The 26,391-nt window shown below is 51.3% G+C and carries 25 protein-coding genes; 20 read left to right on the top strand and 5 right to left on the bottom strand.

The window, feature by feature from the left end:
• Positions 1-42 precede the first annotated feature (42 nt).
• The 4 genes from ACXX82_RS18845 to ACXX82_RS18860 all read left to right on the top strand — a co-directional run bounded on the left by ACXX82_RS18845 (position 43) and on the right by ACXX82_RS18860 (position 3,604).
• Positions 43-498, top strand: a complete 456-nt coding sequence (locus ACXX82_RS18845; protein ID WP_323507439.1) for a RidA family protein — start codon at positions 43-45, stop codon at positions 496-498.
• Positions 499-668: 170 nt separating this feature from the next.
• Positions 669-1,676, top strand: a complete 1,008-nt coding sequence (locus tag ACXX82_RS18850; protein ID WP_322237346.1) for an Ldh family oxidoreductase — start codon at positions 669-671, stop codon at positions 1,674-1,676.
• Positions 1,677-1,705: 29 nt separating this feature from the next.
• Entirely contained in the window at positions 1,706-2,917 is a 1,212-nt protein-coding gene (locus ACXX82_RS18855; RefSeq protein ID WP_458563471.1) for an alpha-hydroxy acid oxidase, read from the top strand.
• Positions 2,918-2,926: 9 nt separating this feature from the next.
• Entirely contained in the window at positions 2,927-3,604 is a 678-nt protein-coding gene (locus ACXX82_RS18860) for a GntR family transcriptional regulator (protein ID WP_322237351.1), read from the top strand.
• 585 nt (positions 3,605-4,189) lie between these two features.
• On the opposite strand, the gene ACXX82_RS18865 is transcribed toward ACXX82_RS18860, so the two are convergent.
• The gene (locus ACXX82_RS18865) at positions 4,190-4,519 is read right to left on the bottom strand and encodes a CzcE family metal-binding protein (RefSeq protein WP_322237357.1); all 330 of its coding nucleotides are present in this window, start codon (positions 4,517-4,519) and stop codon (positions 4,190-4,192) included.
• 386 nt (positions 4,520-4,905) lie between these two features.
• On the opposite strand from ACXX82_RS18865, the gene ACXX82_RS18870 reads away from it, so the two are divergent.
• The 8 genes from ACXX82_RS18870 (at position 4,906) to ACXX82_RS18905 (ending at position 10,758) form a co-directional block, all read left to right on the top strand.
• A complete protein-coding gene (locus tag ACXX82_RS18870; RefSeq protein ID WP_322240563.1) occupies positions 4,906-5,202 on the top strand; it encodes a hypothetical protein in 297 nt (98 codons plus the stop codon).
• Between the two features lie 824 nt (positions 5,203-6,026).
• Entirely contained in the window at positions 6,027-6,239 is a 213-nt protein-coding gene (locus ACXX82_RS18875; protein ID WP_322237359.1) for a TetR/AcrR family transcriptional regulator, read from the top strand.
• A complete protein-coding gene (locus ACXX82_RS18880) occupies positions 6,239-6,385 on the top strand; it encodes a hypothetical protein (RefSeq protein ID WP_322237361.1) in 147 nt (48 codons plus the stop codon). Before ACXX82_RS18875 ends, ACXX82_RS18880 begins: the two co-directional genes overlap by 1 nt.
• A gap of 148 nt (positions 6,386-6,533) precedes the next feature.
• Positions 6,534-7,370, top strand: coding sequence for an ABC transporter ATP-binding protein (locus ACXX82_RS18885; protein ID WP_458563472.1), 837 nt, complete (start codon positions 6,534-6,536; stop codon positions 7,368-7,370).
• Between the two features lie 322 nt (positions 7,371-7,692).
• Positions 7,693-8,451 (top strand): ABC transporter permease, encoded by a 759-nt coding sequence (locus ACXX82_RS18890; protein WP_323507445.1) that lies wholly within the window; start codon positions 7,693-7,695, stop codon positions 8,449-8,451.
• A complete protein-coding gene (locus ACXX82_RS18895) occupies positions 8,448-9,209 on the top strand; it encodes an ABC transporter permease (RefSeq protein ID WP_323507447.1) in 762 nt (253 codons plus the stop codon). Before ACXX82_RS18890 ends, ACXX82_RS18895 begins: the two co-directional genes overlap by 4 nt.
• A gap of 129 nt (positions 9,210-9,338) precedes the next feature.
• Positions 9,339-10,265, top strand: a complete 927-nt coding sequence (locus ACXX82_RS18900) for an ABC transporter substrate-binding protein (protein WP_323507449.1) — start codon at positions 9,339-9,341, stop codon at positions 10,263-10,265.
• Positions 10,266-10,344: 79 nt separating this feature from the next.
• Positions 10,345-10,758: an aldehyde dehydrogenase family protein gene (locus ACXX82_RS18905; protein WP_369124731.1), complete on the top strand. Its 414-nt coding sequence runs from the start codon at positions 10,345-10,347 to the stop codon at positions 10,756-10,758.
• Positions 10,759-11,089: 331 nt separating this feature from the next.
• Here ACXX82_RS18905 and ACXX82_RS18910 read toward each other — a convergent pair whose 3' ends face one another.
• From ACXX82_RS18910 to ACXX82_RS18925, 4 genes are all read right to left on the bottom strand, one after another.
• The gene (locus tag ACXX82_RS18910) at positions 11,090-11,818 is read right to left on the bottom strand and encodes a TetR/AcrR family transcriptional regulator (protein WP_323507450.1); all 729 of its coding nucleotides are present in this window, start codon (positions 11,816-11,818) and stop codon (positions 11,090-11,092) included.
• A gap of 222 nt (positions 11,819-12,040) precedes the next feature.
• A complete protein-coding gene (locus ACXX82_RS18915; protein WP_323507451.1) occupies positions 12,041-13,219 on the bottom strand; it encodes a porin in 1,179 nt (392 codons plus the stop codon).
• Between the two features lie 111 nt (positions 13,220-13,330).
• Positions 13,331-14,035 carry a VOC family protein gene (locus ACXX82_RS18920; RefSeq protein ID WP_322237636.1) on the bottom strand — a complete coding sequence of 235 codons (705 nt, stop codon included), beginning with the start codon at positions 14,033-14,035 and terminating at the stop codon, positions 13,331-13,333.
• A 32-nt stretch (positions 14,036-14,067) separates the two neighbouring features.
• On the bottom strand, positions 14,068-15,405 hold the full coding sequence (locus ACXX82_RS18925; RefSeq protein ID WP_458563473.1) for an MFS transporter: 1,338 nt from the start codon (positions 15,403-15,405) through the stop codon (positions 14,068-14,070).
• Between the two features lie 1,224 nt (positions 15,406-16,629).
• Between ACXX82_RS18925 and ACXX82_RS18930 the strand changes: the two genes are divergently transcribed.
• From ACXX82_RS18930 to ACXX82_RS18965, 8 genes are all read left to right on the top strand, one after another.
• The gene (locus ACXX82_RS18930; protein ID WP_323507454.1) at positions 16,630-16,788 is read left to right on the top strand and encodes a hypothetical protein; all 159 of its coding nucleotides are present in this window, start codon (positions 16,630-16,632) and stop codon (positions 16,786-16,788) included.
• A gap of 225 nt (positions 16,789-17,013) precedes the next feature.
• On the top strand, positions 17,014-17,235 hold the full coding sequence (locus ACXX82_RS18935; RefSeq protein ID WP_458563474.1) for a hypothetical protein: 222 nt from the start codon (positions 17,014-17,016) through the stop codon (positions 17,233-17,235).
• A gap of 85 nt (positions 17,236-17,320) precedes the next feature.
• Positions 17,321-18,202, top strand: coding sequence for an FAD binding domain-containing protein (locus tag ACXX82_RS18940; protein WP_323507457.1), 882 nt, complete (start codon positions 17,321-17,323; stop codon positions 18,200-18,202).
• Positions 18,203-18,218: 16 nt separating this feature from the next.
• A complete protein-coding gene (locus ACXX82_RS18945) occupies positions 18,219-18,716 on the top strand; it encodes a (2Fe-2S)-binding protein (protein ID WP_458563475.1) in 498 nt (165 codons plus the stop codon).
• A 2-nt stretch (positions 18,717-18,718) separates the two neighbouring features.
• Positions 18,719-21,196 carry a xanthine dehydrogenase family protein molybdopterin-binding subunit gene (locus tag ACXX82_RS18950; protein WP_458563476.1) on the top strand — a complete coding sequence of 826 codons (2,478 nt, stop codon included), beginning with the start codon at positions 18,719-18,721 and terminating at the stop codon, positions 21,194-21,196.
• A 133-nt stretch (positions 21,197-21,329) separates the two neighbouring features.
• A complete protein-coding gene (locus ACXX82_RS18955) occupies positions 21,330-21,878 on the top strand; it encodes an SRPBCC family protein (protein WP_323507460.1) in 549 nt (182 codons plus the stop codon).
• 821 nt (positions 21,879-22,699) lie between these two features.
• A complete protein-coding gene (locus ACXX82_RS18960) occupies positions 22,700-24,085 on the top strand; it encodes a collagen-like triple helix repeat-containing protein (protein WP_458563477.1) in 1,386 nt (461 codons plus the stop codon).
• A gap of 178 nt (positions 24,086-24,263) precedes the next feature.
• Positions 24,264-25,961: a ShlB/FhaC/HecB family hemolysin secretion/activation protein gene (locus tag ACXX82_RS18965; RefSeq protein WP_458563478.1), complete on the top strand. Its 1,698-nt coding sequence runs from the start codon at positions 24,264-24,266 to the stop codon at positions 25,959-25,961.
• Positions 25,962-26,391 lie beyond the last annotated feature (430 nt).

Raw genomic sequence — 26,391 nt, forward strand, 5'->3', positions numbered from 1 at the left:
GGCGTATGTACTGGCGCCTTGTACATTCAACTTGGAAAACTAATGCGTATCTATAAAAAACTTCAGCAACTTGACATCACGTTGCCGCCGGTGGCGATGCCGGTCGCAGCGTACGTCCCTTTCGTGCAAACGGGTAATCTGATCTTCCTGAGCGGGCAGATCGCTAAGAAGAATGGTCAGGCCTGGATAGGTCAACTCGGAGCTGCGATATCGATTGAGGAAGGTAAGTTGGCGGCGAGGGCGGCAATTATCGATCTCTTGGGCACGTTGCATGTCGCGACAGGCGATCTGGACCGCGTTAAGCGAATTGTCAAACTGACCTCACTCGTCAATTCGACCGGCATTTTCACCGATCATCACTTGGTGACCAACGGCGCAAGCGAGCTGCTTGTTGCGGTTTTTGGCGAGGCCGGTGCGCATGCGCGAGCGGCGCTTGGCGTTGCGCAACTACCTTTCGGCGCCTGCGTAGAAATCGACCTAATTGTTGAAATTGAATGAAGCGTGCAGGATTTGCATGCTGCGCTGTTCGAACGGTGCTGCGCAACTTGCATTTATCTGTAAATAAGATTTCTGTCGCTCCGATCAATACACCGTAGCCGATGGGCAGCTTTCAGACAGCGATCTGACAATGAGACGTCTTTTAAATATCCTCTATATTTCACACACAAATGAAGATTCAAATTGATACGGCATTGAGCTATTGCAAGTCGGTCCTGGTAGCGCTTGGAACCAGCGATTTACATGCTCATATCGTGGCCAGCCATTTGGTTGAGTCTGATACCAAGGGAGTCCGATCACACGGCTTGTTGAGGTTGTTGCGTTATGTCGATCAGATTGAAACTGGCTATATAGATAACCGCGCAACACCGGTCATTAAGATACTGAGCACGGGGCTTGTTCAAGTAGACGCGCGAAGAACGTGGGGAATCCTGGCACTTAACGATCTTGTTCCCGTCCTCGCCGAGAATGCAAGGCTTTATGGTATTGCGGGTGGTTCGGTGATCAACTGTGCGCACACCGGCCGGATCGGCGCATTTACCGAGGCCCTGGCGAAGGACTTCATGTGGGCACAGATCTTTGGAGGCGGCGCAAATCAGCGACTCCGCGAGGTTGCGCCTTTTGGCGGAGCCAAGGCAGAGTTCGATACGAATCCCTATTCGATCAGCGCTCCGCTGTCAGAGAATCAAGTCAGCACTATCGATTTCGCCACTTCCGCGACGGCCCAAGGAAAGCTCCTTGTCCACCGGACCAATCGTAAGCCAGTACCAGATGGCTGGCTGATCGACAAAGAGGGAAATCCTTCCAATGATCCAGAGTCGTTCTATGAGGGCGGGGCACTCCTGTCGTCCGGTGCGCACAAGGGATATGGAATGGCATTTCTCGCCGAGCTATTCGGTGAAGCCGCGTTGGGCACGCCGCATGAACTGAACTGGTTTGCGGTCGCTGTTGACCTGAAGCGATTCTCGGCGCAGGAGGAATATTTTTCTCGCTCTGAGAAGTTGAAGAAGAAAATAGAACAGAGCCCACCCGCAACAGGGGTGGCTAAAGTCATGTGGCCGGGTCAGCCTGAACTTGAAACGGCAGAGTCAACATGTGCAAAGGGCTCTATTGAATATTCCGATCTGGAGTTTTCCAAACTGTCTATCCTCGGTTTTCGATTTGGAGTCAGGTTGTGAATGCGCCTTTTACGGGGGAGACTTCACGCATGCGAAAACAGAAATTATTGGAGCGTCAATTCCTTTGTCTCGCCGACTTCGAAAAGGCCGCAAAACGACATCTCCCCCAGCCATTCTTCGAGTACATTGCCGGTGGAGCAGAGACTAACCAATCGTTGCGCGACAATGCGGCTGTCTTTTCCGAATACGGGTTCATTCCGCGCTATATGGTCGACGTCCGACGCCGCGATACTAGCGTATCTTTACTTGGTCGCAAGTACGATGCGCCTTTCGGCATAGCACCTATGGGAATCGCGGCACTGTGGGCTTACCGCGGCGACATTGTGCTTGCACGCGCTGCTCGTCGAGCAAACATCCCAATGATATTGAGTGGCTCCTCTCTTATTGCGCTCGAAGAGGTCGCGCGCGAGAATGAAGATGCCTGGTTTCAAGCGTATCTTCCTGGCGACGACGAAGGTGTCATTCAACTCGTTGAGCGCGCCAGCGCCGCAGGTTATCGCGTGCTTGTAATCACCGCAGATTGCCCGGTGGGCGCAAACAGGGAGAATAATGTGAGGGCAGGCTTTTCCACGCCAGTACGACCAAGCCTGAAGCTGGCCTGGCAAGGCCTGATGCACCCGCGCTGGACCTTTGGGACTTTCTTGAGAACGCTGGCGAGCCACGGTATGCCCCATTTTGAAAACAATCATGTAGGTAGAGGTGTGCCAATTTTCTCATCTACACTGGAGCGAGATCTGGGCGAACGAGCACACATTAATTGGCGCCACCTTGAGGCGATACGCCGACTTTGGCGAGGTCAACTGGTGGTCAAAGGACTGTTGGATGTTCGTGACGCAAAAACTGCGGTAGGCCTGGGAGCCGATGCTATTGTTGTATCTAACCACGGCGGAAGGCAGTTGGATGGTGCTATTTCCCCATTGCGAGTACTGCCGAGAATAGTATCGGCGTGCCCAGAAACTCCTATTATTTTCGACAGCGGACTTAGACGAGGAAGTGACGTTCTTAAGGCGCTTGCGCTTGGTGCCAGGTTCGTCCTGTTGGGGCGGTCGTTCGCCTACGCCGCCTCCGTGGCGGGCGAGGAGGGCGTGATGAGGGCAGTACACATTCTTAAAGATGAAGTATCTCGAAATATGGCACTCATGGGTTTATCTTCTCTCGGCGAACTGAATGACAGTTTCCTTGAACGAATTCACGGTCATGATCTCGGTGTACGGTACAATGTCGACAATGTACACATTTAAGAATTAACTATGGCTCTTCACCTCTCATCTCGATCCTCTCTTGCTGACGGGGTTACCGAAGCCTTGCGCAATGCGATTTTGGACGGCTCATTAAAAGCAGGAGCACTGCTTCAAGAACCAGCGATAGCCAAGGAACTCAGTGTCAGCCGTTCTCCTGTACGCGAAGCCCTCATTCAGTTAGAGCGCGAAAATCTCGTTTTCAGTAGCCCAAACCGTTCAACTGTGGTGCGGCGTCCGACAGCTGAGGAAATTTATCAGATCTATACGATACGTGCGGCATTGGAAGGTATTGCAGCTAGTTGGGCAGCGCAACGTTCCACTCCAAAACTCGTCGCATCATTACGTGACGCAGCCGCGATATTGAATGATCGTCTTGTCGGTGTTGAGCCAAGCAAGAAGGATGCGGCTCGCATGGGGATTGAATTTCATGCGGCGATTGCCGAAGCTTCGCAATCCATAGAGCTACAGAGAGTCCTTCAAAGCCTGCGAAACCAAATACAGCTTGTGATGGTGGGCGGCTTGGCTAGCTTATCGAACCCTCGTGCCGAGACCGTGCACGCAGAACACCTTGAGCTCATTGCGGCGATCGCAGAGAAAAATAGCGGTCTTGCGGAAAAATTAGCCAACGAGCACGTTCTTAGTGCGCGTGACAGGTTGGTACATGCTAATGCTGAGTTGGTTGAATAAGGCGCATGTTTGCGTTATTTTTACCCTCAGTTTCTTACTGAGACGCGGTATCAGCAATTCAACGATTCTATGATCGCAGAGATGAAATCGCCAATGCCAAATAAAGCACGTGGCACGGCAGACCTTACGCGGTAGTCTAAGGACTCAAAAACCTGCCTGACATGGTGGGCCCACGCTATCTGATCCGGCCCATCAGCCTTTATGGTAGGAAACCTACCCGGCACGTAGTTCTATTTGGCTGTCAACAAAAAATGTCTAGCCAATTATGGCTGGCGTTATCGGCGCGGCATGCCCATCAGTAGCAGTATTGCAGCGTCCGCGGTCAACGAAGTGATTCGCTTGGGTTGTCCAAAGAAGCGCCAAATGCGAAGGACCGATAAAGGTGCCCGCTTACCGGTGCAGGTCTGTGCGGTGGTCTTGAACGGCGAGCTGGTTTCGAGAAAAACCGATTCCGCTTCGTTTTACAAACAAGAATAAGGACGCATATCAAACGAACCCCTGGCATGGTTTTTTCCGGCTTTACCTGCACTCTACATCAGGACATCACCCCAGAGTTAGTCCACCCTCTTAGTCCACCTTCCATGATTATGGGAGGTATAGAGGATTGGGTGCGACATAGGCGATTACTTTGTGGTCAAGCATGCTCGCCGGCGCCGCCCGGTTTAAGACGAATGAGGAAACCGCTATTGCGCCATCAAAATTCCATGCAAAAGATTTATCGCCAGCAATGAACCTGACCGTTTGGCCACCCGTGACGTTCACATACTTGGTGTCTGGAGTAATGACGATTGTTCGGAAGGCTGTTGATACTGGTACTGAATCACCCAGAAGATCAATCTTTGGCACCGATCCGGCAAATGTGGAAGCGCTCGCAGTTAACATGGCAAGGACAGCGATTAAGTGTTTGGGGTTCATTTTTACTCTCCAATAAGTGCGGTTATCGACTCCGGACTCAGCGCTCCTGCATGATGGTGGCATCTGGTTCGGCCTTGAGAAGTCTTAGTCGTTTATAAATCCGACTTCGTAAGCACAGTTTAATTCCTATGCTAATCAAGATAAAGGTCAAAAAACACAACATATTATTTCATAAAAAGAAACAATAAAGAGCTTAAAATATATACTACCTACAATTTATGCAATTTTTAAGGCCTTAAAGCTAGGGTTGATTGAGATTCAAGATGGTTCTGACTGAGAGTACGTAAAACCGTGGGATGAGGACAGACGAAATGGGAGGTTGAGTTCTTGATTTATGCAGCGATAGGGAAGACAGCTGCCCCGCCTGTGGTGAAGCATTTATCAAGATCGGCGAAGACGTCACGGAGCAACTTGATGTTGAACCAGCGCGTTTTTTTCTGAACCGCCATCTTCGCTTACAATATGCCCGCCTGCGAGACGATCACCGCAGCAGCAATTCCTGCGGTCATCATCGACGTTGGCTTCGCGGCTCCAGGCTTGCTTACTTGGGTGATGGTGCAAAAATTTGTCGACCACTTCCGCTGTACCTCATGGCGCGATCAGTCACCGCTAAGGCGTGCCGATTGCCAGTTCCACCTTCGCTGACTGGGTCGGTCGCAACGGCGTCGCATTTCAACCATTAATTGATCGCCAGGCAGAACGACTGTGGTTTGGGAGGTGTCAATGCGCCGAATGCAGCCACACTCTATGTGAAAACCACAGAAATTATGGAGCCGCAGGCAAATAAGCTGTGAATAATCTGGTTAGAACTCGTCGCCAATCAGGCCCCTAGGCAACAGCTCCAGATAAGCCGGCACAGACCAGCAGTCTTCTGCGAAGCAGAACATAAAAAAATTAAACATTAGCTGCTTTCCTTTTTTAATTTATGACGTAGTCGGGTTAAATGTTAGGTGTATTTCTCTATTTGTGAGATTGCCAAAAACATGATGAAGCCCGATATAGTCACGAATGTTACACAACTGTATAATAGTCGTGAGTTTGGAGTCGGTCAAGTTTTTTGTCTTTCGGGGTCAAAGCGGGACAAGCATTCTGAGAATTGAAAGTAGTCATTTTAGAGAAAAGAAAAAATGGACCTGACGACTAAATTTGTATCGCGTACTTACACAGTTGTCCAGTATTGAGGTTGCGGCAACGAAAAAAGTCGTTATCAACCAAGCTCTGGTGTTGAAATTTATCAACCAGGATCGAAAAACGACTATATGGCTAAGCACGGAGAAGTTGTTCGCGAAGCGAAGTTACGATGGCGTATACATCCGTGATATTGCGAATGGCAGCTGGGTTCCATCCCCGCTTGCTAGAAATCCGACTTGGGTTGGCTAAGGCGACAAAACCGTATTTCCCCTTGCCCAACTCAGAATTTCAAAAAATACTTGACATTAAATTACTCAGTCGTGTAACTTATACATCTGTGTAATTATGGCTAATCGTGGCGTATTCAAATTTCGCCATGCCGACTCCAATCCTGAAACCGATCAAGCAAGACCGAAAGAAGAACATCGTGCTGAGCGCGGAGAAGCTTTTCGCCCAGTTCGGCTACTACGCGGTGTTGAATCGCAACATTGCAGACGTCGCCGGCGTACCGTTGCGCCTGACGGGTTACTACTTCGGGAAAAAGGAACATCTTTTCGAGGCTATTTTTGAACGCTGGGCACAATACTGATGCATATCGCTGACAAGCGATTAGAGCGCCTTTCCGAAGGCAAGTGCATTGCCGGTGGAGCCGACACGTCCGAGGAGCTGTTTGCCTTTATCTGCGGCGGCCGCGAGATGTTGCAGCTCAAGGGAAGCGCGAACGTGGCTTGCTAGCCGCGCCGCCAGCCAGCACCACACAAGATATCAACAAGGTAGCCAGCTGAGACTGGCACCAACATAGGAGACAGTATATGAAATTCCAATTACAACGTCCGGCTATTGAAGCGGGGTGCCCAAACGGACGCTTCGTACAGGAGGCGCCATGAACAACGTCGCGAACCTCCACATCGACTCCATGCCAGCGGAAACGCGGCATGCCAACGTTCGCGCCAAGGCGGCAAAGCACGCGATTCGCTTTGACCAAGTGGCGCTGGTTCTCGGTGGACACCGCATCATTGACGGTATGTCGTTTGAGCTGAAGGCGGGCGAATTCGTCTGTGTGGTCGGGCCCTCTGGATGCGGGAAAACCACCTTGCTGCGGCTACTTAGCGGACTATTCCGTCCATCCGCAGGCAGCATCAGCTACGGTGACCGACTTATCGAGGGGCCGTCGCCGGAAATCGCAATCGTGTTCCAAGACTATGGCAAGGCGCTGCTGCCCTGGCGCACTGCCGCCGGCAATATCAGTCTGGCGCTGGATTCACGCGGCATCCCGCCAGCGCAACGTCAAGGGCGCATCGCACAATTGCTGCAGAAGGTCGGGCTGGCAAGCCATGCCGACAAGTATCCAAACCAGATGTCCGGCGGTATGCAGCAGCGCTTGCAGATCGCTCGTTGTCTGGCCCAAGAGCCAGCGGTCCTGCTCATGGACGAGCCGTTCGGCGCGCTCGATGCGATGACAAGACAGTCGCTCCAAGACGAGGTCGCACGCTTGGCAGAAGAGGCAGGCACAACCGTGCTGTTCATTACACACGATATCGAGGAAGCAATCTACCTCGGTGACCGCGTGATTGCCCTTAAGGCGAATCCTGGCCGTGTTGCGGAGATTATCGAGGTCAATATACCGCGCGCGAGGGATCAGCTCTCAACGCGTGAGCACCCCGAGTTCTTGCGCCTGCGGCGGTATCTCTACGACTTCGTCCAAGAGACGCACTGTTGACATCCTCCTGCTCGTAAACCGAAGAGGATTTCCACTGCTGGCGTCTGATGGCGCAGACTGAAACCGGCCGAAGCATAGGCTGGTTCCTTATTCGATCTGCGGGATATCTTTCGACCTCGCCAACAGCGACCGCAGATTGGAAAAAAACGCCGCGGATTGCTCATTCCCCAGCGCGTAATCGCTTACTGATGCACTTAAGGAGCTTAATCGTGAACCAACAATATAGTTCAACACATTTTTTCACCTGGGCGGCTGCGAACGCTGAGTGCCCGACTTCTTTCACTCCCCGTCCTGAAGGACAGGGTTTCTTGGAGCAATTCTGATGAACTGGCGTGCTCTTTTACTTCCGGTCACGGCTCTGGCTGCGGCGGAAGCGCTTTTTCGAATAATGGATCACGGCAGCGATACGCTTGCACCGCCGACGCAGGTTGCCGCGGCCGCTTGGCACGCATTGATCGACGGAACGCTAGTCGACATGACAGTGCAGACACTGAGCGGTGCCGGTGTCGGTCTAGCCATAGGCGGATCGCTGGGCGTTCTGCTTGGCATTCCGCTCGGCCTCTCACGGACTGCCATGGACATCGGCGCACCGACCATCGAGTTGCTGCGGCCAATACCCTCGGTTGCCCTCATTCCGCTGGCGCTGTTGGTATTTGGCATGGGCATCCTCCTCGAGGCGTCGATCGTCGCGTTCGCGACGTTCTGGCCGATGTTGATCCTGACCCAATCTGCGGCAGCGCAGGTCGAACCCCGACTGCTTGAAGTAGCACGGGTCATGAACCTGGGTGCAGCCGCACGCGTAGTCAAGATCGTGCTGCCGGCGATGCTGCCCCGCATGTTCGTCGCCCTGCGACAGGTTGTTGGGATATCCCTTGTCGTCGCGGTAACCGTGGAAATCACCGTGAATCCCTACGGGCTCGGTTATGGACTCATCATCGCACAACAGAACCTGCGCCCCGACCTGATGCTCGCGTTGCTTGCCTGGGTAGGCATTCTCGGCTGGACAATCAACGTGGTGCTGCACGAGCTCCAACATCGCTTGTTCGGGGCCTACAGCGGTATGCAGGGAGGTGGGCAATGAAGCGCAATCCAATGTGGATCCGGTTCGCCGGGATTGGCGTCCTCGCCATGGTAATTGGGCTGTGGTGGCTGGCGTCGACGATCCAACTAATATCCCCTGTCTTCCTTCCCACACCGAAGGCAACGTTGGACGTGCTGTGGGATGGCGTGCTCCATGGCGAGACCGGGCGGCAGACCTTGGCAACTGTCGAGCGGATGGTTTACGGCTGGCTACTTGCCTCGCTTGCCGGAATTCTACTCGGCGCCATTATCGGCGTGTCGCCGACGACGCGCAGGCTGCTCCAACCGACGCTGGAGTTCATCCGTCCCTTGCCTGCCTCCGCCATCATCCCGGTTGCAATCTCGCTATTCGGTCTTACCGAGAGTATGGTGCTGTCGGTCATTGGCTTCGGCGCAATATGGCCGGTGCTGCTCGCGACCGTGAATGGTTTTGCATCGGTCGAGCCGAGGCTGGGCGAGGTCGCCCGTGTGCTTCACATGAGCCGGATCGCATTCATCATCAAGATCGGCTTGCCGAATGCCTTGCCTGATATCTTTGCGGGACTCCGGCTATCGCTGACGGTGGCGCTGATCGTCGCGGTCGTCGGTGAAATGCTGACGTCCCAGCAAGGCCTCGGCCTTGCGATTCTGCTGGCGGCACGCACCTTCCAGTCGGCCGAACTATTCGCCGGGATCGCGCTGCTCGGCATGATCGGCTTCTTAAGTAACTTGCTGCTGCGCACCGGTGAAAGCCGGGTACTTGCCTGGAAAACGAACTAAGAAGCTGCTTCCTGGTGAAGTTCCGCGGTGTATCGTCCGGGTGGACGAGGGCGGTGGCTATGGTCTAGCAATGAATGTGGCACCGATGGCCGAAACGAGCAATTATTTTATCAAATCAAGGAGACAAAAATGAAAATTTCACGCGCATTCGTTACCCTGCTACTCTGGCTATTTGCTTGTACTGCGATGGCGCAAACTAAGATAATCCTCGGCTACACTGGCGTATCCGACTTCACCGGCGCCTTTGTCGCTAAGGAGGCGGGGCTGTTCAAGAAGCATGGGCTGGATGTTGATTTCCAGCTGCATGCAAATGGCTCGAATATCGTGGGGGCGCTGCAATCGAACTCCATGCAGATCGGAGGCCCGACGATCTCGGTCCTATTGCAGGCGGTCGACAGCGGGCTCGATCTCGTTGCTGTCGCAGGCGGCAGCGTCACTTCGAAAACGGCAACCAACTATGGCTTGGTGTACAAGGCAGATCTACCCATCAAGTCAGCGCAGGACCTTGTCGGTCGCAAGGTTGGCGTGCCCGGACTCGGGGGCTTTCTGCACGTGCTGTTTAGGAAGTGGCTGATTGACAAGGGCGTGGATTATCGCAAGGTCACTTTTATCGAAGTCGCCTTCCCACAAATGAATGACGTGCTGCGGGTCGGCGCAGTAGATGCAGTAGTAACGGCAGACCCATTGATGAACCGGATCATCAAGGCGGGAACGGGTAAGTTGCTGTCATATTTTGTACAGGAACAACCGGAAAAGATGCCCGCCATCCTGTACGCGTCGACGCGCGGTTGGACCGAAAAGAATCCCGCCGTCGTGCGCGCCTTCCGCGAGGCGATCGAGGAAGGCGTTGCGCTTGCGGAGAAAGATCCGCAGATCGCGCGCACGGCGATCGGGAAATACATCAAGCTTCCTCCTGAAGTACTCGCCGTGACGCAGATTCCGCCACTGGACCCCGGTTTGAACGAAGCGCAATTCCAGTACTGGATTGATGTAATGCGTCAGCAAGCCATGCTGAAAGGAACTCCTAAGGCGGCAAAGCTGATTGCAGGCAAATAAGCAACGCGTTGACGCCGACCACGATCCTACGAATTTATCGACCGGGGCTCGGTGTTCAGCGCGTCGATGCTCGCACCCTATGGCGTGGTCGCCGGCATCATTGCTTTCAACTGGCCGCCAATTCATACTGGCGGTCGGCAACACGGTGGTATTGAAACCCGGCGATCAGGCGCCACTGACCATGATGCGCATCGTCAAATTGCTGCAGCAAGTGCTGCATGTCGTTCCAGACAACGGACCGACAACTGGAAGGCACTGGCAGCGCATCCGCCGATCAGGAAGTACCCGTTCCTCGCGTTCGGCGATACTGACATCGACAAGGCGCTCGCCGTTGCCGGAGGGCGCATTTTTCAACCTGGGCGAAGTCTGCACGGCGGCATCGCGTCTGCTAGTGCACCGTTCCATCCATGGGGAATTCGTGCGCCGCCTTTGCGACGCGGTAAAGCGACTAAGGGTAGGTGGCGGTACGAGATTGTTTGGTCTGCTGGCCTAAGCGGTATGAGCGTTGCCTGGAGGTCGCATGGATGCCAAGCCAGTCAGGTAGCGTCTCCGGATGCTGACAAGTCATCTCAAACCGTGCCGAACAAATACAACGCAAAACGCCGCCATGACCGCTTGATACGCGATATCCAAGCTCACCGCGGGCGGACGCCCTGTTATTCGGATTTGGCGATCAAGATCGGCTCCATACGAAGGCGGGTATTTCTCCTGCCGCCGCACCAGACCGATGGCTTCGGTTTGGGTGGTCTTATTGGCAGACACATCCTGAAACAATCGAAGCGTTGATTGTTTCAGCGTTGTTTATTTTTCTGTCACGAAGTTTTCTACTTACTGACTTGACGCCTGTTGATGGCCACGCGGGAGGCAACGCCCGATTTGGCAGATTTCTTTTTGAGTTGCGCTGGCATAGCGCGTATACCACCGCAAATAAAGGCAACCAAGTCAGGCCCTTTATCAACCCCACCCGCCCTGCAGACGCCTTTCGACATTCTCTCGACGCGCTTGTCTGCAATGTGCATTAAGAGCGCACCCAAAGACCATTCATAGGCCCAGTAAAGCGATGACTCGTCCCGTTCCGGGAACAGTACTTGCAGTGCGTCGATAAAGTCTCTCGCAAGAGGATCGTAATAGCGTTGGATGACACGCACTGCAATTTCTGATTGTTCCCACATTGTCCTAGCCACCAAAATCAAAAAATTTTCACCGTCTGGGTGGGCTCGCATTTGCACTACTGGGGCGCACCACGCATGCACGGTTTTTTCGAGCGCATCCGGCGCATCGATATGCGCGTTTGCTTCCTTTAAAAGATTCAGGCGTTCGTCGATATTGGGTTTCCGATGCTCGAAAATGGCTTCGAACAAATTGTCTTTTTTATCAAAATAGTAGCCGACCAATCTGGAAGGAACTCCCGCGTCATCCGCAATATCACGGATAGACACGCCATCGTAGCTTCGCATCGCGAATAACTTCTCCGCACTCAGCAAGATGTCTTTTTTTCGATCTTGCTTGATGAATTTCAACACTGGAGCTTGATTGATATCGTCTTTTTTCATTTCGTTGGCCCATGCGTTACACAAGTGAGCAATTTAAGCAGTCAAGGCAGAACCGTCAAGTCCATTTATCCTTTTAGCTAAAATAGGTATTTTCAATTCTTAGAACTTAATAACGCAGGGTTAGTTGCTTGAGAAGATTTTTATCATGAAGATATTTTTGAGCGCCCGCACGCTGTCTCACCATATGCTCACCCATACAGCGACGGGCCTGTTTAGCCAATATTAGAACGTGTGACGGACACCAGTAGTGATTGCAGTTTGATTACCGGCAGAACCGGTTCCATCAAAAATACCGGGATTATTAGTGTTTGAAGCACGTAGGTTTTGCACAAAGGCATACACGTCGGTCCGTTTCGATAGGAAATAGTCGGCACCCAGATTGAACTCGGTCAAGGTACCGATACTGGAGACGCCTACAAAATTAAGTCGGGTATGTATAACGCTTGCCTGTAGTCGCAAAGTAGGAGTCAGAAAGTAATTCACGCCGAGTTCGTAGAGGTTAGCCTTTCTGTTGCTCAGACCGCTAATGACATTGTTAGCCGAAGCGCTTGCCAGAGGTTGCCCGGAGCTCGAGAAATGGCCGTAGAGGCGCGCTGATGGACCAACTTCGTAACTAGCGCCGAGACTGTATGTCTTCAGTGCTATTTGGCCAGGGGTACCTTTGAATGCAGGAGCGAATCCGCTGGTTCCTTCAAGGCTAGTGTCGCTAGGGGTTCCTGTTGCGACGTTTGCTGCGGTTGTGCCACCGAGTTTCGATTGGTAGTAAGCAGTGTATAAGGCGAGTGGACCGTTAACATATTGACCGCCGAGGCCGAGCGACTGGCCGGAAGAGTTACTACCTGCCGTTTCGCCGAAACCATAAATGGCGCTGGCAGTGAAACCAGCCAGGTTCACTGAGTCATAACGGGTCGAGTTATTGGTGCGAGTACCTTCGGTACGGTCCATATAGTGGCCAACACTTCCAACCAGGGCACCGAAACTACCACACGCATTCCAGCGGCATGTGTCAAACAGAACATCAGTTTGGCGGCCTAATTTAATGGTGCCGAAATCTCCACTCAAGCCGATCAACGATTGACGACGGAACAAGTTGGTACCAGTACGGTCTTGTCCGCTCAATGCGCCAGTGTCGACGCCGAATCCGGTTTCCAGTTGGAATATAGCTATCAGTCCGCCACCCAGATCCTCAGAGCCTTTAAAGCCAAGACGCGGGCCTGTCACGCTGCCCGCACTTAATTGTAATTTGCTGCCTGTTTTTGATGCAGAGCCAGCAGGAGTCGCGGCTCTGTTTTCGTAAGCGATACCAGTATCAAGAATCCCGTAGATGGTGACCGCACTTTGCGCTTGTGCTACGCCTTCGATTGTCCCAAGTATCGCCAGTGCAATTAATAATTTTTTCATTTGATGTCCCCTTGTTATCATTATTTAATTCGCCGTATGTCGTCCTTGATGGATACGCTACGGCGATCTCCTCTTATTTATGTATATTCTTTTAGTGGCCCAACGTCGGCATTAAAGCTTTACTGGCGCCCTTCGGATTTCTTTTATTCCCTCTGTAGTTTTGACGCCAAGTGCATATAGGCCAGCAGACTTTCCGTTGTAACGAATTTCAAAAGGAAACTGTGATGGTCGAACAACGTCGCCCAGCCATTCCGCGAAGGCGGACTCCGTTTCGCCAATTTCAATCCAGAGCAGCCCTTGGCCCTTTGCGCTTCCTGTCCCAGGCTCCACAGGCAAACTGGCTACGTGAGGAGGAGGAGGTGAGCCCGGTTTGAAGTAAAGGTTGGGTTTCCCCATTGGCCATGCGGTCATTGCACTGGGGGTTTGCAGTGAAAAGCCCCGGCTACCGTTCATCATTTGTCGGCCGGCCTCTTTTCCGGTCAGGTTTGCATCCACGATGGTATTGTGGTGGGCAGCAAACATTTCCATTTCCTCCATGGTGTCTGCTCGCAGGCACCATCCGATAAAGCAATCTCCATCCATGGTTTGTTGCTCAAAGAATTGGGCGGTCGAATTCTCCTTCTTTAGGATCGTATGATCGACGATGCTCTCAATCTCGATGTATATGTCATCTGAGAGTGGGACTACTTTATGACCAAGTCCATATAGTGGAAAAAATCCGCCATCATAATTGCCCAGTCCGGTCTCCCGACTGAGTCGAAAGGTCGCTTCATAAACGTTTTGTGCCGCCAAACATACATGGTCAAAGTGAATCATTTTGTAAGTCCTTTATGGGAGGGAGAGAATATTTACCTGGCTGTAACGCGTTGCCGAGCATGCGTTTTTCGCTCAATTACCGCGCCAGCAAAAATGATTAGTGCGGCTGCGAGAATAAGCATCACAGCAATGAAAGTCAGGCCAGCGTCATACGAGCCGGTTCGTTGCTTCAACCATCCGATAATGATTGGACTTGTGAATGAGCCGAGGATACCGACAGAATTGACTGACGCGATAACAATCGCCGCAGCACTTGAAGACAGTCCGCGAGTTGGTAATTGCCAAAGCGGTATAAGACCGCAAAGCAGACCAGATTGAAGCAAGGTCAAACCACCCATAAGGCCAAAAACACCGCTCGAAGTCAGGCAAATTGCTATGCCAACCGCACCCAATAAGGCGCCAGTAGCTGCGTGCCAAACGCGCTCATTCGTTTTATCCGAATGTCGTACCCAGAAATAACATACAAGCGCTGCAAATATGCTCGGCACTGAGGTCAGCAATCCTATCTGCGGAGCCGAAAGGGTCACACCGACCGTTCGACTGAACGACGAGATTATTTGAGGGGTAAAAATGAGTTGTGCATAGAACCCCATTTGAAGGAAGCCATAGGCTAGCGCGTAGAGCAGAAGGCTGTGATTTTTGAATAGTATTCGAAGGCTCTCACCCACTGAATGCTTCACGCCCCCAGATACCTCGGCAATCGATGCCAGCCAAGCCTTTTGTTCGGGATTCAACCATGTGGCATCAGCCGGAAGTGAGGTGAGATAGCGTGCAGAAAAAAAGCCAAGAAGGATAGGTAGCGCTCCCTCAACTAGAAACATGATGCGCCATCCGGCCATGCCAAACCAACCGTCAGTGTATTGAATGATTGCAGTCGAAGCTGGGGCACCAAGTATCACTGCAAGCGGCAACGTTGTGAAGAAAAACATACGTGCCCGAACTTCCTTCGGAAACCACAAAGCCAGATAGAGAATGAGACCAGGAAAAAATCCGGCCTCAGCGATGCCAAGCGCAATCCTTACCGCAATGAGCTGATTTGGTGTCTGCACAAATGCAGTAAGGGAGGAAATAATCCCCCAGGTAATCATTATTCGGGTGAGCCACACACGCGCCCCGTATTTGACGAATGCGAGATTACTTGGTATTTCAAGGAAAAAATAGCCCAACAAAAATAGGCTTGCCGCCAAGCCGAAGACAGCTTGACTTATACCCAAATCCTTATTCATGGTGAGTGCTGCCGTACCGATGTTGATTCGGTCTAGATACGCGGCGGTATACATAAGGGTGAGCAGCGGAATAACACGCCACATTACCTTACGCAGCGTCGCTCTTTGAAACTCGTTTTCGGGGTCGTAGGACGCCATAGTCATAGGTAACTTTCTTATGCAATGGGATAGTAGAGGTCCAGCAAAAGCGCCTCTAACTTAGACCATGTTTTTATTTTTATTTGAGCCTAAAATGACGTCGAACTCGACAGATTTTTTAGGACCGCGGCAATAAAATTTCTAGCGGTTTGCCATCTAATTTCTTATGAATAAGATGACGTCGTGATTAATTGACATATAAAAAAATCCCTTTACATTAATAAAATTACTCAATTGTGTATTACACAATTGAGTAATAATAGTTTGTGATTTTTCAGGAGTCAAGCTTTTTTTTTACCTTCAATTCACGCATGCAGATTCATGGGGGGCATCAGAAATGACGTCGAAAATTCAGCCAAGTATCTAGGTGTAAATTCTGTGTGCGATATGAAGTTGCGTGATTGATTGTTTCCCCTGTTTTCAGAAAGGGGCTGTTAAAAATGTGGTGGGTAATTGCCTATAATCATGGCAAGCAGAGTGTTCGGATGTTAAAAATGAGAGAACGAAATCTTGTTGGTCGAGCATATCTGGCTGCCACTATCATTATTTAAAAAGCTGCATCAAGGCTATTCAAATTGAGCGAATAATGCACGATCATTTGGGTAGTCCGCTTGGATGGCTCCTTTAGTACATCCCTGTCGATCAATTTCACTACGCTGAAAAATAAATTGAAGATGTTGCCGAGGCCGACACAGGTGCCAATCGGCGTATTTACGCAGCGTTGCCCGATTCTTTCTTATCGTCCCAGCGTTAGCGATTCGTTGTACTTGTCAAGTGCAAGGACGGCAGCAAGGTGACTTGACTGGCATGTATGAATGCCAGGTAAATAATGTACCGAATAGCCCATTTGAAACGGCCATGAACGCCGCGCGTTAAAAATAATGGAATGCACGTCCTCTTTCAAATACGGCATTTAGGCGCCACAGAGGAAATCGTTGCTATCCGCTCAATAATGTAAGAGCGTCCAAAACGAAGATGGTTACTATCGGCGTAGATTTGGCAAAGAACGTTTTCGAGATCCATGGTGTGGATAGTCATGGCAAAACGGTCTTGCGCAAGAAGCTGAGCCGATCCATATTGCTGGAGTTTTTTTATCACGCTACCACCTTGCCTAATTACAGGAGCAACAAGCAGTTTTGTCTTTGCACCGTGCGCGCGAGGGCTTCGTGAAAGCGCAGAACGCACAGTCCAGCCCAAATTCGTAGTTTGTTGTCTGAGTTTGGCTTGGTCATGCCAAAAGGTGTGGCGAATATGGCAAGCCGACTGCCCGAACTGCTGGAAACAACCGGTTTGCCGAGCAGCTTTCGAGAGTTGTTGCAACCTTGGTATGCGCATCTCAAGGAACTCGACAAGCAGTTACGTAACTTGGCGCTCCAGTGGGTGGATTAATGATATCTGGCAGCTTGGTCAAAATCTCTTCAGTGCCAACACATGCGCGCATTAAAGGTAAAAAGGCTTGACTCCCTCAAAAGCACAAACTAGAATTACTCAATCGTGTAATACACAATTGTGTAATTTGTGCAGTGAAAGAGACGCTTACTTAAGTTTTTGGCAATCACGAAAATAAAACAAATAAAACAATACGCAGGCCATTTAGGCACTGAGGAGACGAAAATGAAAATACCGACAAGGGTTATGCGGCCGCTACGTTGGCGTGCTGTTGAGCCGGTTCATAATTATATAGCCGCCTTCTGCCAGCCGCTTAAAAGCTGCCAGGGCAGAGTCAAGGTCCGCAAGGATTTGACGCACACGACGCGGCACGAGCAGGTTTTGTGGAGTATATCTGCATTACCCGAACAACAGACCGCTGAGATCGCCGGTTCCAAGGCTGCTTGATTACGCTCAGGTCGCGACATCTTGCGAGAATATCTTAGGCCTTGTTCAGTCAATCCGGCCCCAATAATATCCACTGGAGGAAACAATGAAACCAGCACCGTTTGAGTACTTTCGTCCTAAGACGATGGAGGAGGCACTCGCATTTTTAGCACGACACCCCGATGAAGCTAAAGTGATTGCGGGTGGTCAGAGCCTCGTACCCATGATGAATTTTCGGATGGCCCAACCGGCGATTTTGGTGGATATCAATGGACTCAAGGAGTTGGAGTTCCACCAGCGTGACGGGCAGACCATGCGCATCGGTGCGCTTGCTCGCCATGCGGTTCTTCTGGCGTCATCAGTGCTGCGCGAGGCATGTCCGCTGGTCAGCGATGCATATCAATACGTGGCGCATGGCACGGTACGCAACCGTGGCACTCTGTGCGGCAGTCTTTGTCATGCAGATCCCGCTGCGGAAATGCCGGCAGTGATGTTGGCATTGGGCGCAACGATGGTTCTGCGCAGTGCTGGCGGGGAGCGCGAAGTCGCCGTATCGGACTTCCTGCAAGGGCTATATGCCACGGCAGTGCAGCCCGACGAGTTGTTGGTTGAAGTTCGTATCCCCGTGACTGATTCGAGCATGGGTTATTCGTTTCAGGAGGTATCGACTCGCAAGGGGGACTTTGCCATGACCTTAGTGGCCACGCTGCTAAGCATGCAGGGCGGGAAGATCAAGACGGCCGTCATCGTTTATGGTGGGGTGTCCGATCGGGCTATGCGTCTCCAGTCCATCGAACAGTGCCTGATTGGCCAGGTCCCGTCGGAGAGCCTGTTTGCGGAAGCTGCTAACGAGGCAGTTCATAGTATTGACGTGAATGAAGATGTGCACGGCGATCGGGAGTACCGGCGCGATCTGATGCGCACACTGACGCCGCGCGCACTCGCGCAAGCGGTAGCGCGTGCGCAAGCAAGCGCAAGCAATATTTAAAAGCGACAAGGAGACAATGATGACAGCGCAGACGGATGTAGTGGTAAACCTGAAGGTCAACGGAAAAATGTATGAACGCCGCATTGCACCGCGAATGCATCTATCTGACTTTCTTCGCAGCGAACTTCATTTGACGGGTACGCATGTTGGATGCGAGCACGGCGTTTGTGGAGCTTGTACGATTTTGATGGATGGTAAAAGCGTGAGGTCATGTCTAACCTTCGCCATTCAAGTGCAAGGGGCGGAGATTCACACTGTCGAGAGTTTGGGAACGGTCGACAATTTACATCCGCTACAGCAAGCATTTTGGGAAAAACATGGTCTGCAATGCGGTTTTTGCACGCCGGGGATGCTAATGACGGCGGCTGAGTTTCTTGATGCCCATCCAAATCCCACGCGGGAGGAAGTGGCGGAAGCGATCTCGGGAAATTTGTGTCGGTGTACCGGATATCAAACGATCATTGACGCAATTATGTCTGCATCTGAAACGATGCGCACGAGTGGAAAGGTTTGACCATGACCGAACGCTATGTACCTGCGGTGAAAATTCCCGCACCTCGTCGAAGCGAGGAACCCCGTCCCGACATGCGTTGGATTGGCAAATCCATGAAGCGGATCGAAGACCCCCGGCTGTTGACGGGAAATGGCAAGTATATCGACGATATCATGTTGCCCGGGATGGTCCATGCGGCATTGCTGCGAAGTCCGATTGCCCACGCCCGTATCAAATCGATTGATGTTACCCGCGCGCGCGCGTTGCCGGGAGTACTCGCAGTCGTAACAGGCAAGGAGCTGGCCGAAAAAACCGGGCCCGGGGTAACCTTCTCTGCGCCGGCGGTGGTGCAGCATGTGATTGCGATTGATAAGGTGCGTCATGTCGGAGAGACCGTAGTCGCCGTGGTGGCCGAAAACCGCTACATCGCCGAGGACGCGCTTGATCTCATTGAGGTCGAATATGACGAGTTGCCCGTTGTCAGCGATTTGGAAGATGCGTGCAATGCGCGTGGGGACGCTGTTCTACATCCGTATCTCGGTGATACCAACGTCGCTTTGGATAAGACTTTCACGTTTGGTCCGGTGGACAATGATTTTGCGCGTGCAGAGGTGGTGATCAAAAGGAGGATTCGCTGGAACCGGTCTGGCCCGCAGCCGATAGAGACGGTGGGCGCGGTGGCGGAATTCAATCAAGGCACAGGGAAATTTACTGTCTACAGCAACACCAACATGTTCAACTACGTGGGGTGGTTGTGTGCCGGTTCGCTAGGGGTTCCTACTACCCATTTGAATATTGTGCCCACGCTAGCCGGTGGCAGCTTTGGCTCGAAACAATTGTTGCATAAATCTATAATTTTGACTGCTTCACTTGCCCGAATTGTGGGACGGCCTGTCAAGTTCATTGAAGACCGCCTGGACAATATGACCAATGCCGATGCGCATGGATCGGATCGGGTTTATGAGGCGGAACTGGCACTGAAGAAGGACGGCACCATGCTGTCTCTGCGCTATAAGGTGATCGACGATTATGGCGCGTATCTGACATTTAGCACCGGAACGCATGGCAACACCATGTCCCAAGTTACCGGACCCTACCGAATCAACAGCATTGAAGCGAACATCATTGCAGTATTGACCAACAAATGTGAGCAAGGACCTTATCGCGGTTTTGGCGCCGAGGTTTCCAATTTCGTTCTTGAGCGGCTAGTTGATGCGGCGGCGCGCGAACTCAGTATGGACCCTGTAGAGCTGCGTCGGCAGAATTTGATCCGAGCGGACGAATTTCCGTATGTGATGCCCACCGGCAACGTGTACGACAGCGGCAATTACCAGGAGGTATTGAAGAAGGCGCTGGGCATGTTCGATTATGAGGGGTGGCGCGCCAAACAGGCGGAAGCACGCAAACAGGGACGCCACATCGGTATCGGTCTTGTGACATGTCAGGAGCGCAGTGTGTACAGTGCGACCGAATTCTGGTTTCTCGATCGAACCGATGTACCGGGCTTTCATTTGACGAGTTCGCCGGAATCCGTGTTGATGAAGATTGACCCGGCGGGTAAGGTGTTCATCAAACTGAATTCACCGTTCTGGGGAAATAGCCCAGAAACGATGGCCGCGCAGATTGTATCGGAGGCGCTTACCGTTGAGCCTACGGACGTGGCAATCAGTTATTCCGATCAAGATACGGGATTCAATTCCGTTGGTCCAGGGGGGAGTCGCTACACCGTGATGCTGGCAGGTGCTATTGTCAGCGCGGTCAAGACGTTGCGTACGAAGCTGTTTCGTCTGGCGGCGCATATGATGGAGTGCAATGAAAGCGACCTTGAATTGCGCAACGGCAAGGTTGGGCTGAAGGGTGTTCCCAATCAGGAAAAATCTATTGCTGAGATTGCCATGCAATCACACTACTTCCGCTTGAGCTTCCCCGACGATCCCGGGTTCACAAGCGGTTTGGAAACTACTGCCGTGTACGACCATCCGCTGACTATCATGCCCGCCGCAGACCGAAGCCATATGGGCATCTTCTATCCGATAATGGGGCATGTAGTGCATGCCGTTGCAGTGGAGGTCGATGCGCAGACGGGAAAAGTGCAGATTCTGGATTATGTCGCCGTCCATGATCACGGGACGTTAGTCAATCCCATGACTGTGGATGGGCAGATACGCGGTGCAACGGTGCAGGGGATTGGTACTGCGCTCTACGAACACTTCCATTACGATGAGGATGGTCAGTTGTTGACGGCTTCGTTCGCGGACTATCACATGCCGACCAGTATGGAAATTCCAGCTGATATCAGGATCGGTCACTTGGAGACGCCGTCCCCCTATACCGAATACGGCATCAAGGGCGGTGGCGAAGGCGGCAGGATGGCGGCACCTCCAGCGATTGTGCAGGCGGTCGAGGATGCGTTGCAGCCGTTTGGCGTGGAGTGCATGGAAGTCCCTCTCACGCCCAACCGCATTCGCCGGATTCTGCGAACGGCAGCCAAGCCCGTATGACCGCGACTTCAGTCAAATTGCGTAACCTAACCCCGGGTGGCCGCGCCAACCAATTCGTTCATGCGCGGCAGCGTTTTTGTTTTTTTAACTTTTAGTATCTCAGTAAGACTGGATCATTATGGAATTATCTAGTATGAAGTTAATCCCCGCGCCGCAACAACGCGTGTGGGATGCCCTCAATGACCCTGATGCGCTGAAATCCTGCATTCCGGGCTGCGAAGATATCGAATCTCTGTCCCCAACGGAGTTTCGCGTCGTTCTGTTAGCTAAAGTCGGCCCGGTTACCGCACGCTTCAATGGAAAAATGCACATTACGGATTCGAATCCGCCAAATTCATATTCATTGACGTTTGAAGGGCAGGGGGGTATGGCTGGGTTCGCAAAAGGTGGTGCAGACGTCGTTTTGCGTTCGGTGCAAGGTGGCACTGAACTTTCATACATTGCGAATGCCAAGGTGGGCGGAAAGCTGGCGCAAATTGGTTCGCGCTTAGTAGATATTGCCGCAAAAAAAACGGCGGATGATTTCTTTGCTACTTTTGTGGCAACGGTTGGATTGCCAGACTCCGAGGCCGAGGGCACCTCTGAAGCACCGATCGCCAGCATCGGGGGGTATCGTCGCTTCGTGCCTTGGGCGATCCCAGTTGTCGCAGCACTACTTATTGCCATCTTTTGGTTTAGATAGTTGGAGTTCGCAGCATGCTGAAGGGCGTACTGTAGTAAATCAAAATTTGGCGAGCGCTCGCCATTTTTCACATGTTGCCAGGCCTTGATAAACACCGGCACACCTGGATTCGTCATTCTTTTGATTGCACGCACACTGAACTATGTCGCTGTTTTTATGGCGAGCGTACGTTCATTTTCTTTTGGGATAATCGTACTTTTGGTACAAATTGATATTTAACGCGATCAAAAATCGTTGTGAAACGATGCGTTGCCGATGACCGCGATTTGAAATTCCACGTAATCGGCAAGGGCTTGATTTGTCGACTACGTTGCATACTTATCGCACCAATTTGCATCAAAAGTACGATCACACCTTGGTGGCACGATTACCAAGCACTTCTCGTTTGAGTGCGCTGTGTCTGATGTAGCAGGCGCGCCGCTGCCCGGTGTGCGGTTATCTGCTACAAGGCACGCGGCCCCATATCAATTTGTTCCAAGTCCGCTATATCCGCGTTCAAGCTGAGATGGCGACTTGTTAGTTACTTAATTCGATGTAAAAAGACTGTTGTTATCTTGAGGTTGGGCGACCAGTTGTTGCTGGATGTTCCCGTGCGTTACGTTACATGTAACGTGCCATCGCGCGATTTAACATGATTTAACAAACATTTTTTTACTAAAAAAAATCGTGTAAGTATCTGATTATAAATGGCTATATTTCATTTTTTAAGTGCGACTAACATTTTTAAATGAGGCTTCAATAAATATTTCTCGTGGGCACATTCATTGCTAATGATGCTACGTAAGGTTCAGCAACTTGGCCAAAATAGGAAAGGATTTATTATGAATGCCTCAAAAACAAGTTTAATCGCGATATCACTCTTATTAGCCGGATTATTAAGTGGATGTGCTGGAAATGGCACGGTAGGTAGTGGTTCCGGTGGCGCAGGTGCGGGTTCGGGCGGCGGTACAGGTGGAGGCACTGGCGGCGGTACTGGGGGAGGTACTGGCGGCGGTACAGGTGGAGGCACTGGCGGCGGTACTGGTGGAGGTACTGGCACCGGCGGTGTGCCAACGTCGAATGTTATTTCGAATACTGGTTCTATCATCTCAAGTACTGGCACTGCTGTACACGGTGCTGGCACAACATTGGCAAGTCAATTGCCATTGCCAGCAGCGGCACAAACTGGTCTGACCGGTGTCGTCAGCAACGGGAGTGGAGTTCTCACAACACTGGGTGCTGGGATAACGAATGGTTTGGGCCAAATCGGGACGGCCCCCGATCCAGTCGGAACCACGGTTGGTAGTCTCGGTGGCGTAGTCGGCAAGGTCGGAGATACAGTTCAAAGCACGGGCCAGGTTGTGACAGGTTTAGGCAGCGGACAGCTGGCCTTATTAGCCCCGGTCACCACGCCGGTCGGTGGCTTGGTGACTGCAGTTGGCGGTGTTATTAGCCAAGCGAACACACCGTTGACTACTGTGCTGACAACCGGTCCGGTTGAGCAGATTACCTTGACGACGAGTACCGCGATCTTGCCATTAACCAGTACGGTCAACACGCTCACACAGGCTGTAGGTAACACAACCGGTATTAACCAGCCTGCGAATGCCGCGCTTATTGTTATTGGCAGCAACGTCGCGTCAGCGGGAACACAGCTGACCAACTCTAATGTACCTGTCGCCAGTGATCTGGGCGGTCTCATTACAACAGTAGGTAATACCGTGGTGGCGGTGGGTGCGAATAGCCTGACCAACAGCACACAACCTTTGCTCGGCAACCAAACTAATGGTTTGCTGCAGCCACTTAACAATGCATTAGGGTTGACGGGGGGCGCAACAGCCGGTGTTGGCGTTGGCCCATTAGCGCCGGTAACTGGTTTGCTTAATGGTTCAACTGGTACGTTGGGTGGCTTAACTGGTGCTGCTGGTGCTGGTCCTTTGGCACCATTGACCGGTGTGGTTGGTACTTTAACGAGCACGTTAGGTGGTGCGACTGGCACGGCTGGTTCCGGTTCTTTAGCACCATTAACAGGCTTGGTTACCGTTCTCACTGGCACATTGACTGGTGCAACCGGGACAACTGGCGCCGGTCCTTTGACACCGGTAACCGGGATTGTGGGCGGTTTGACCAGCACATTGGGCGGTGCGACCGGTACTGGTGGTACGGGTTCTCTGGCACCGGTAACCGGGCTGCTTAATCCGTTATTACACGGCGCGACAGGTAAGTAATAATTTTTATAGACGGGAAAAACCTTGGATAGTACCGAGGTTTTTTGGGGAACAACACTAATTAACCGTGTTTGTAACGTCATTTTTAAATCATTAACTGATCAAGTAAGATTGGAAAAATTCCTCATCATTGCTTTCAGGAAAATAGACGCAGAATGACCATTAAGGCGTAAGTCGCATGAAATCAACTCACATTACTTTGGTAGTGGGCGGCGTCAGCCTCCTGGTCGCTTTTTATATGCCATCGGCCAGTGCAGATAGTAGAAGTCCGTTGCAGGGTAATCCTCTCGATACATTGCCTACCCCTGAGGCCGCGCCTAGTGCCCCTATGACCATTAACGTCCAGCCGCAGGCAGTCGATCCAGCATTGGTGAAATTATTAAATAGTCATTTGGCGCCATCGCGTTTTCAGATATCGGGCGTTAAGGCATTGCCGTTTGAGCAGGTAGCCGCCGAATTTGCACCTTTTGCGAATCGCGATACAACCGTTGCTGAATTGTTGGCGGCCGCTAATAAAGTGACGCAGATGTACCGGGAGCGTGGCTATCCGTTGTCGTTTGCTTTCATTCCGGCACAGAGTTTTGAAAATAATGTCGTGGTCGTCACCGTCGTCGAAGGTTACGTGAAGAACGTGAAGGTTGAAGGAAATCCAGGTAATGGAGAAAGTCGCCTAAAAGCGATTGCGGAACAGTTAAAGGAAGGTCGGCCTTTGCGTCAGGAGACCTTTGAGCGAGTGGCGGGTATTCTTAGTTTACAACCGGGCGTTCAGGTCGTTGCCAACGTTCCTCCACCGACCACTACCGATGGCGGCACAGACATGATCCTGACGGTCAAGCGAAAGCCTGTGACGGTTGGTATCGGTGCCGATTATCGTCAACCCGGCATCCGTGGTTTATTAACTGCGACCGCTAATAGTTTGACCCCATTAGGTGAGCAGATAACGGTTAGTACGTTGCAGCCGAGTGGTTCATTGCATGAAAAATTTTATGCTATTAATTATGTTCAGCCGATCGGCACTGATGGCGTGCTGGCGAAAGTAAGTTGGTCTGACTATCGTTCTGAACCTGAAAGCCAAGGATTGGAAAGTCTCCAGTTTCAACCGCGCTATCAAACTAAAACAGTTCATGTCGGCGCGGCGGTAAGTTATCCGGTCTTTCTCGACAATACGCATAATCTGACGGTCACGGGAGGCCTTTACGCCGCTGAAAATAGCCAAATCTTTACCCGTTCCGTACCGACGACGCCAATGTCAGTCCAGTTAAGCTCCCAGGTGCGGGTACTGAGCGCAGAGGGCTCTTGGACGACCGCTTCACCAAGCACTGATAAGTTCGCGCAGATACGTCAAATTGGCCTTGGTCTGTATAAAGGGATTGATGGACTCGGCGCATCGCGTCAGAACAGTAACGTCGATTTGAGCTTTACTCGGATAACCGTTCAGGCATCGCAATCAAACCAGTTGCCCGGCGGCTTCGGTGTGGTCTTTGCCGGCAGTGGGCAGTACAGCAATAATATCCTCCCGACCTCGGAGCAAATTGGTTTCGGTGGCAAACTATTTGGGCTTGCTTATCCTGTTGGCGAACTTGCTGGCGATAAAGGGTGGGGTGTATCGGCCGAAATTAATCGTCTGTTTATCGTTGATACAACCTATCTGAAATCCGTTCAGCCTTATATTCTTATCGATCACTCTCGGGTGTATTCAAATACCGGACCGTTGACGCACGATACATTGGGATCAATTGCGCTTGGTACGCGTTTTTCCGGTGGCCGTCTTTATTCTTTTGATTTATCGCTGGCAAAACCAATCGCCGATAAACCCTTTGACTCCAATTCAAGATCGCCGCGAGTTAATGCAATGTATTCCTATCAGTTGGAGTAATTTTTTAAAGGAACTATTAATGTCACGTGGCAACTATCAGTTCTGTTTGGAATCTATTAATTCTTTACGGTAACTATAATAATTAGTCAGATACGAGGTCGCTTCTGATAAAGGCTTTCTATTACTTTGCAACCCAATAATTCTGTGTGGAAACTATAGTAATAGTTTCTTGTATTAAATAAATTACAGTTTTCAATAGGTATTTTTACTAAAATTGTAAAAAAAATATGAAAAAATATCTAATTTACCTATATAAAGTGGTATAAAAAACCTATGTTGTTATTTGTGTTACTTTCGTGAAATTTTTCTTTAAGAAACAATTATTTGAGTTATTCTAGAGGTATTCCAACTACTACTTGTAACGCTTTTTAGTGCAATGTTTTCGTTAAAAAATCGCGGTATATGGGAAATAAATGGTCTTTATGCAGTG

Source organism: Glaciimonas sp. GNP009 (assembly GCF_054343755.1).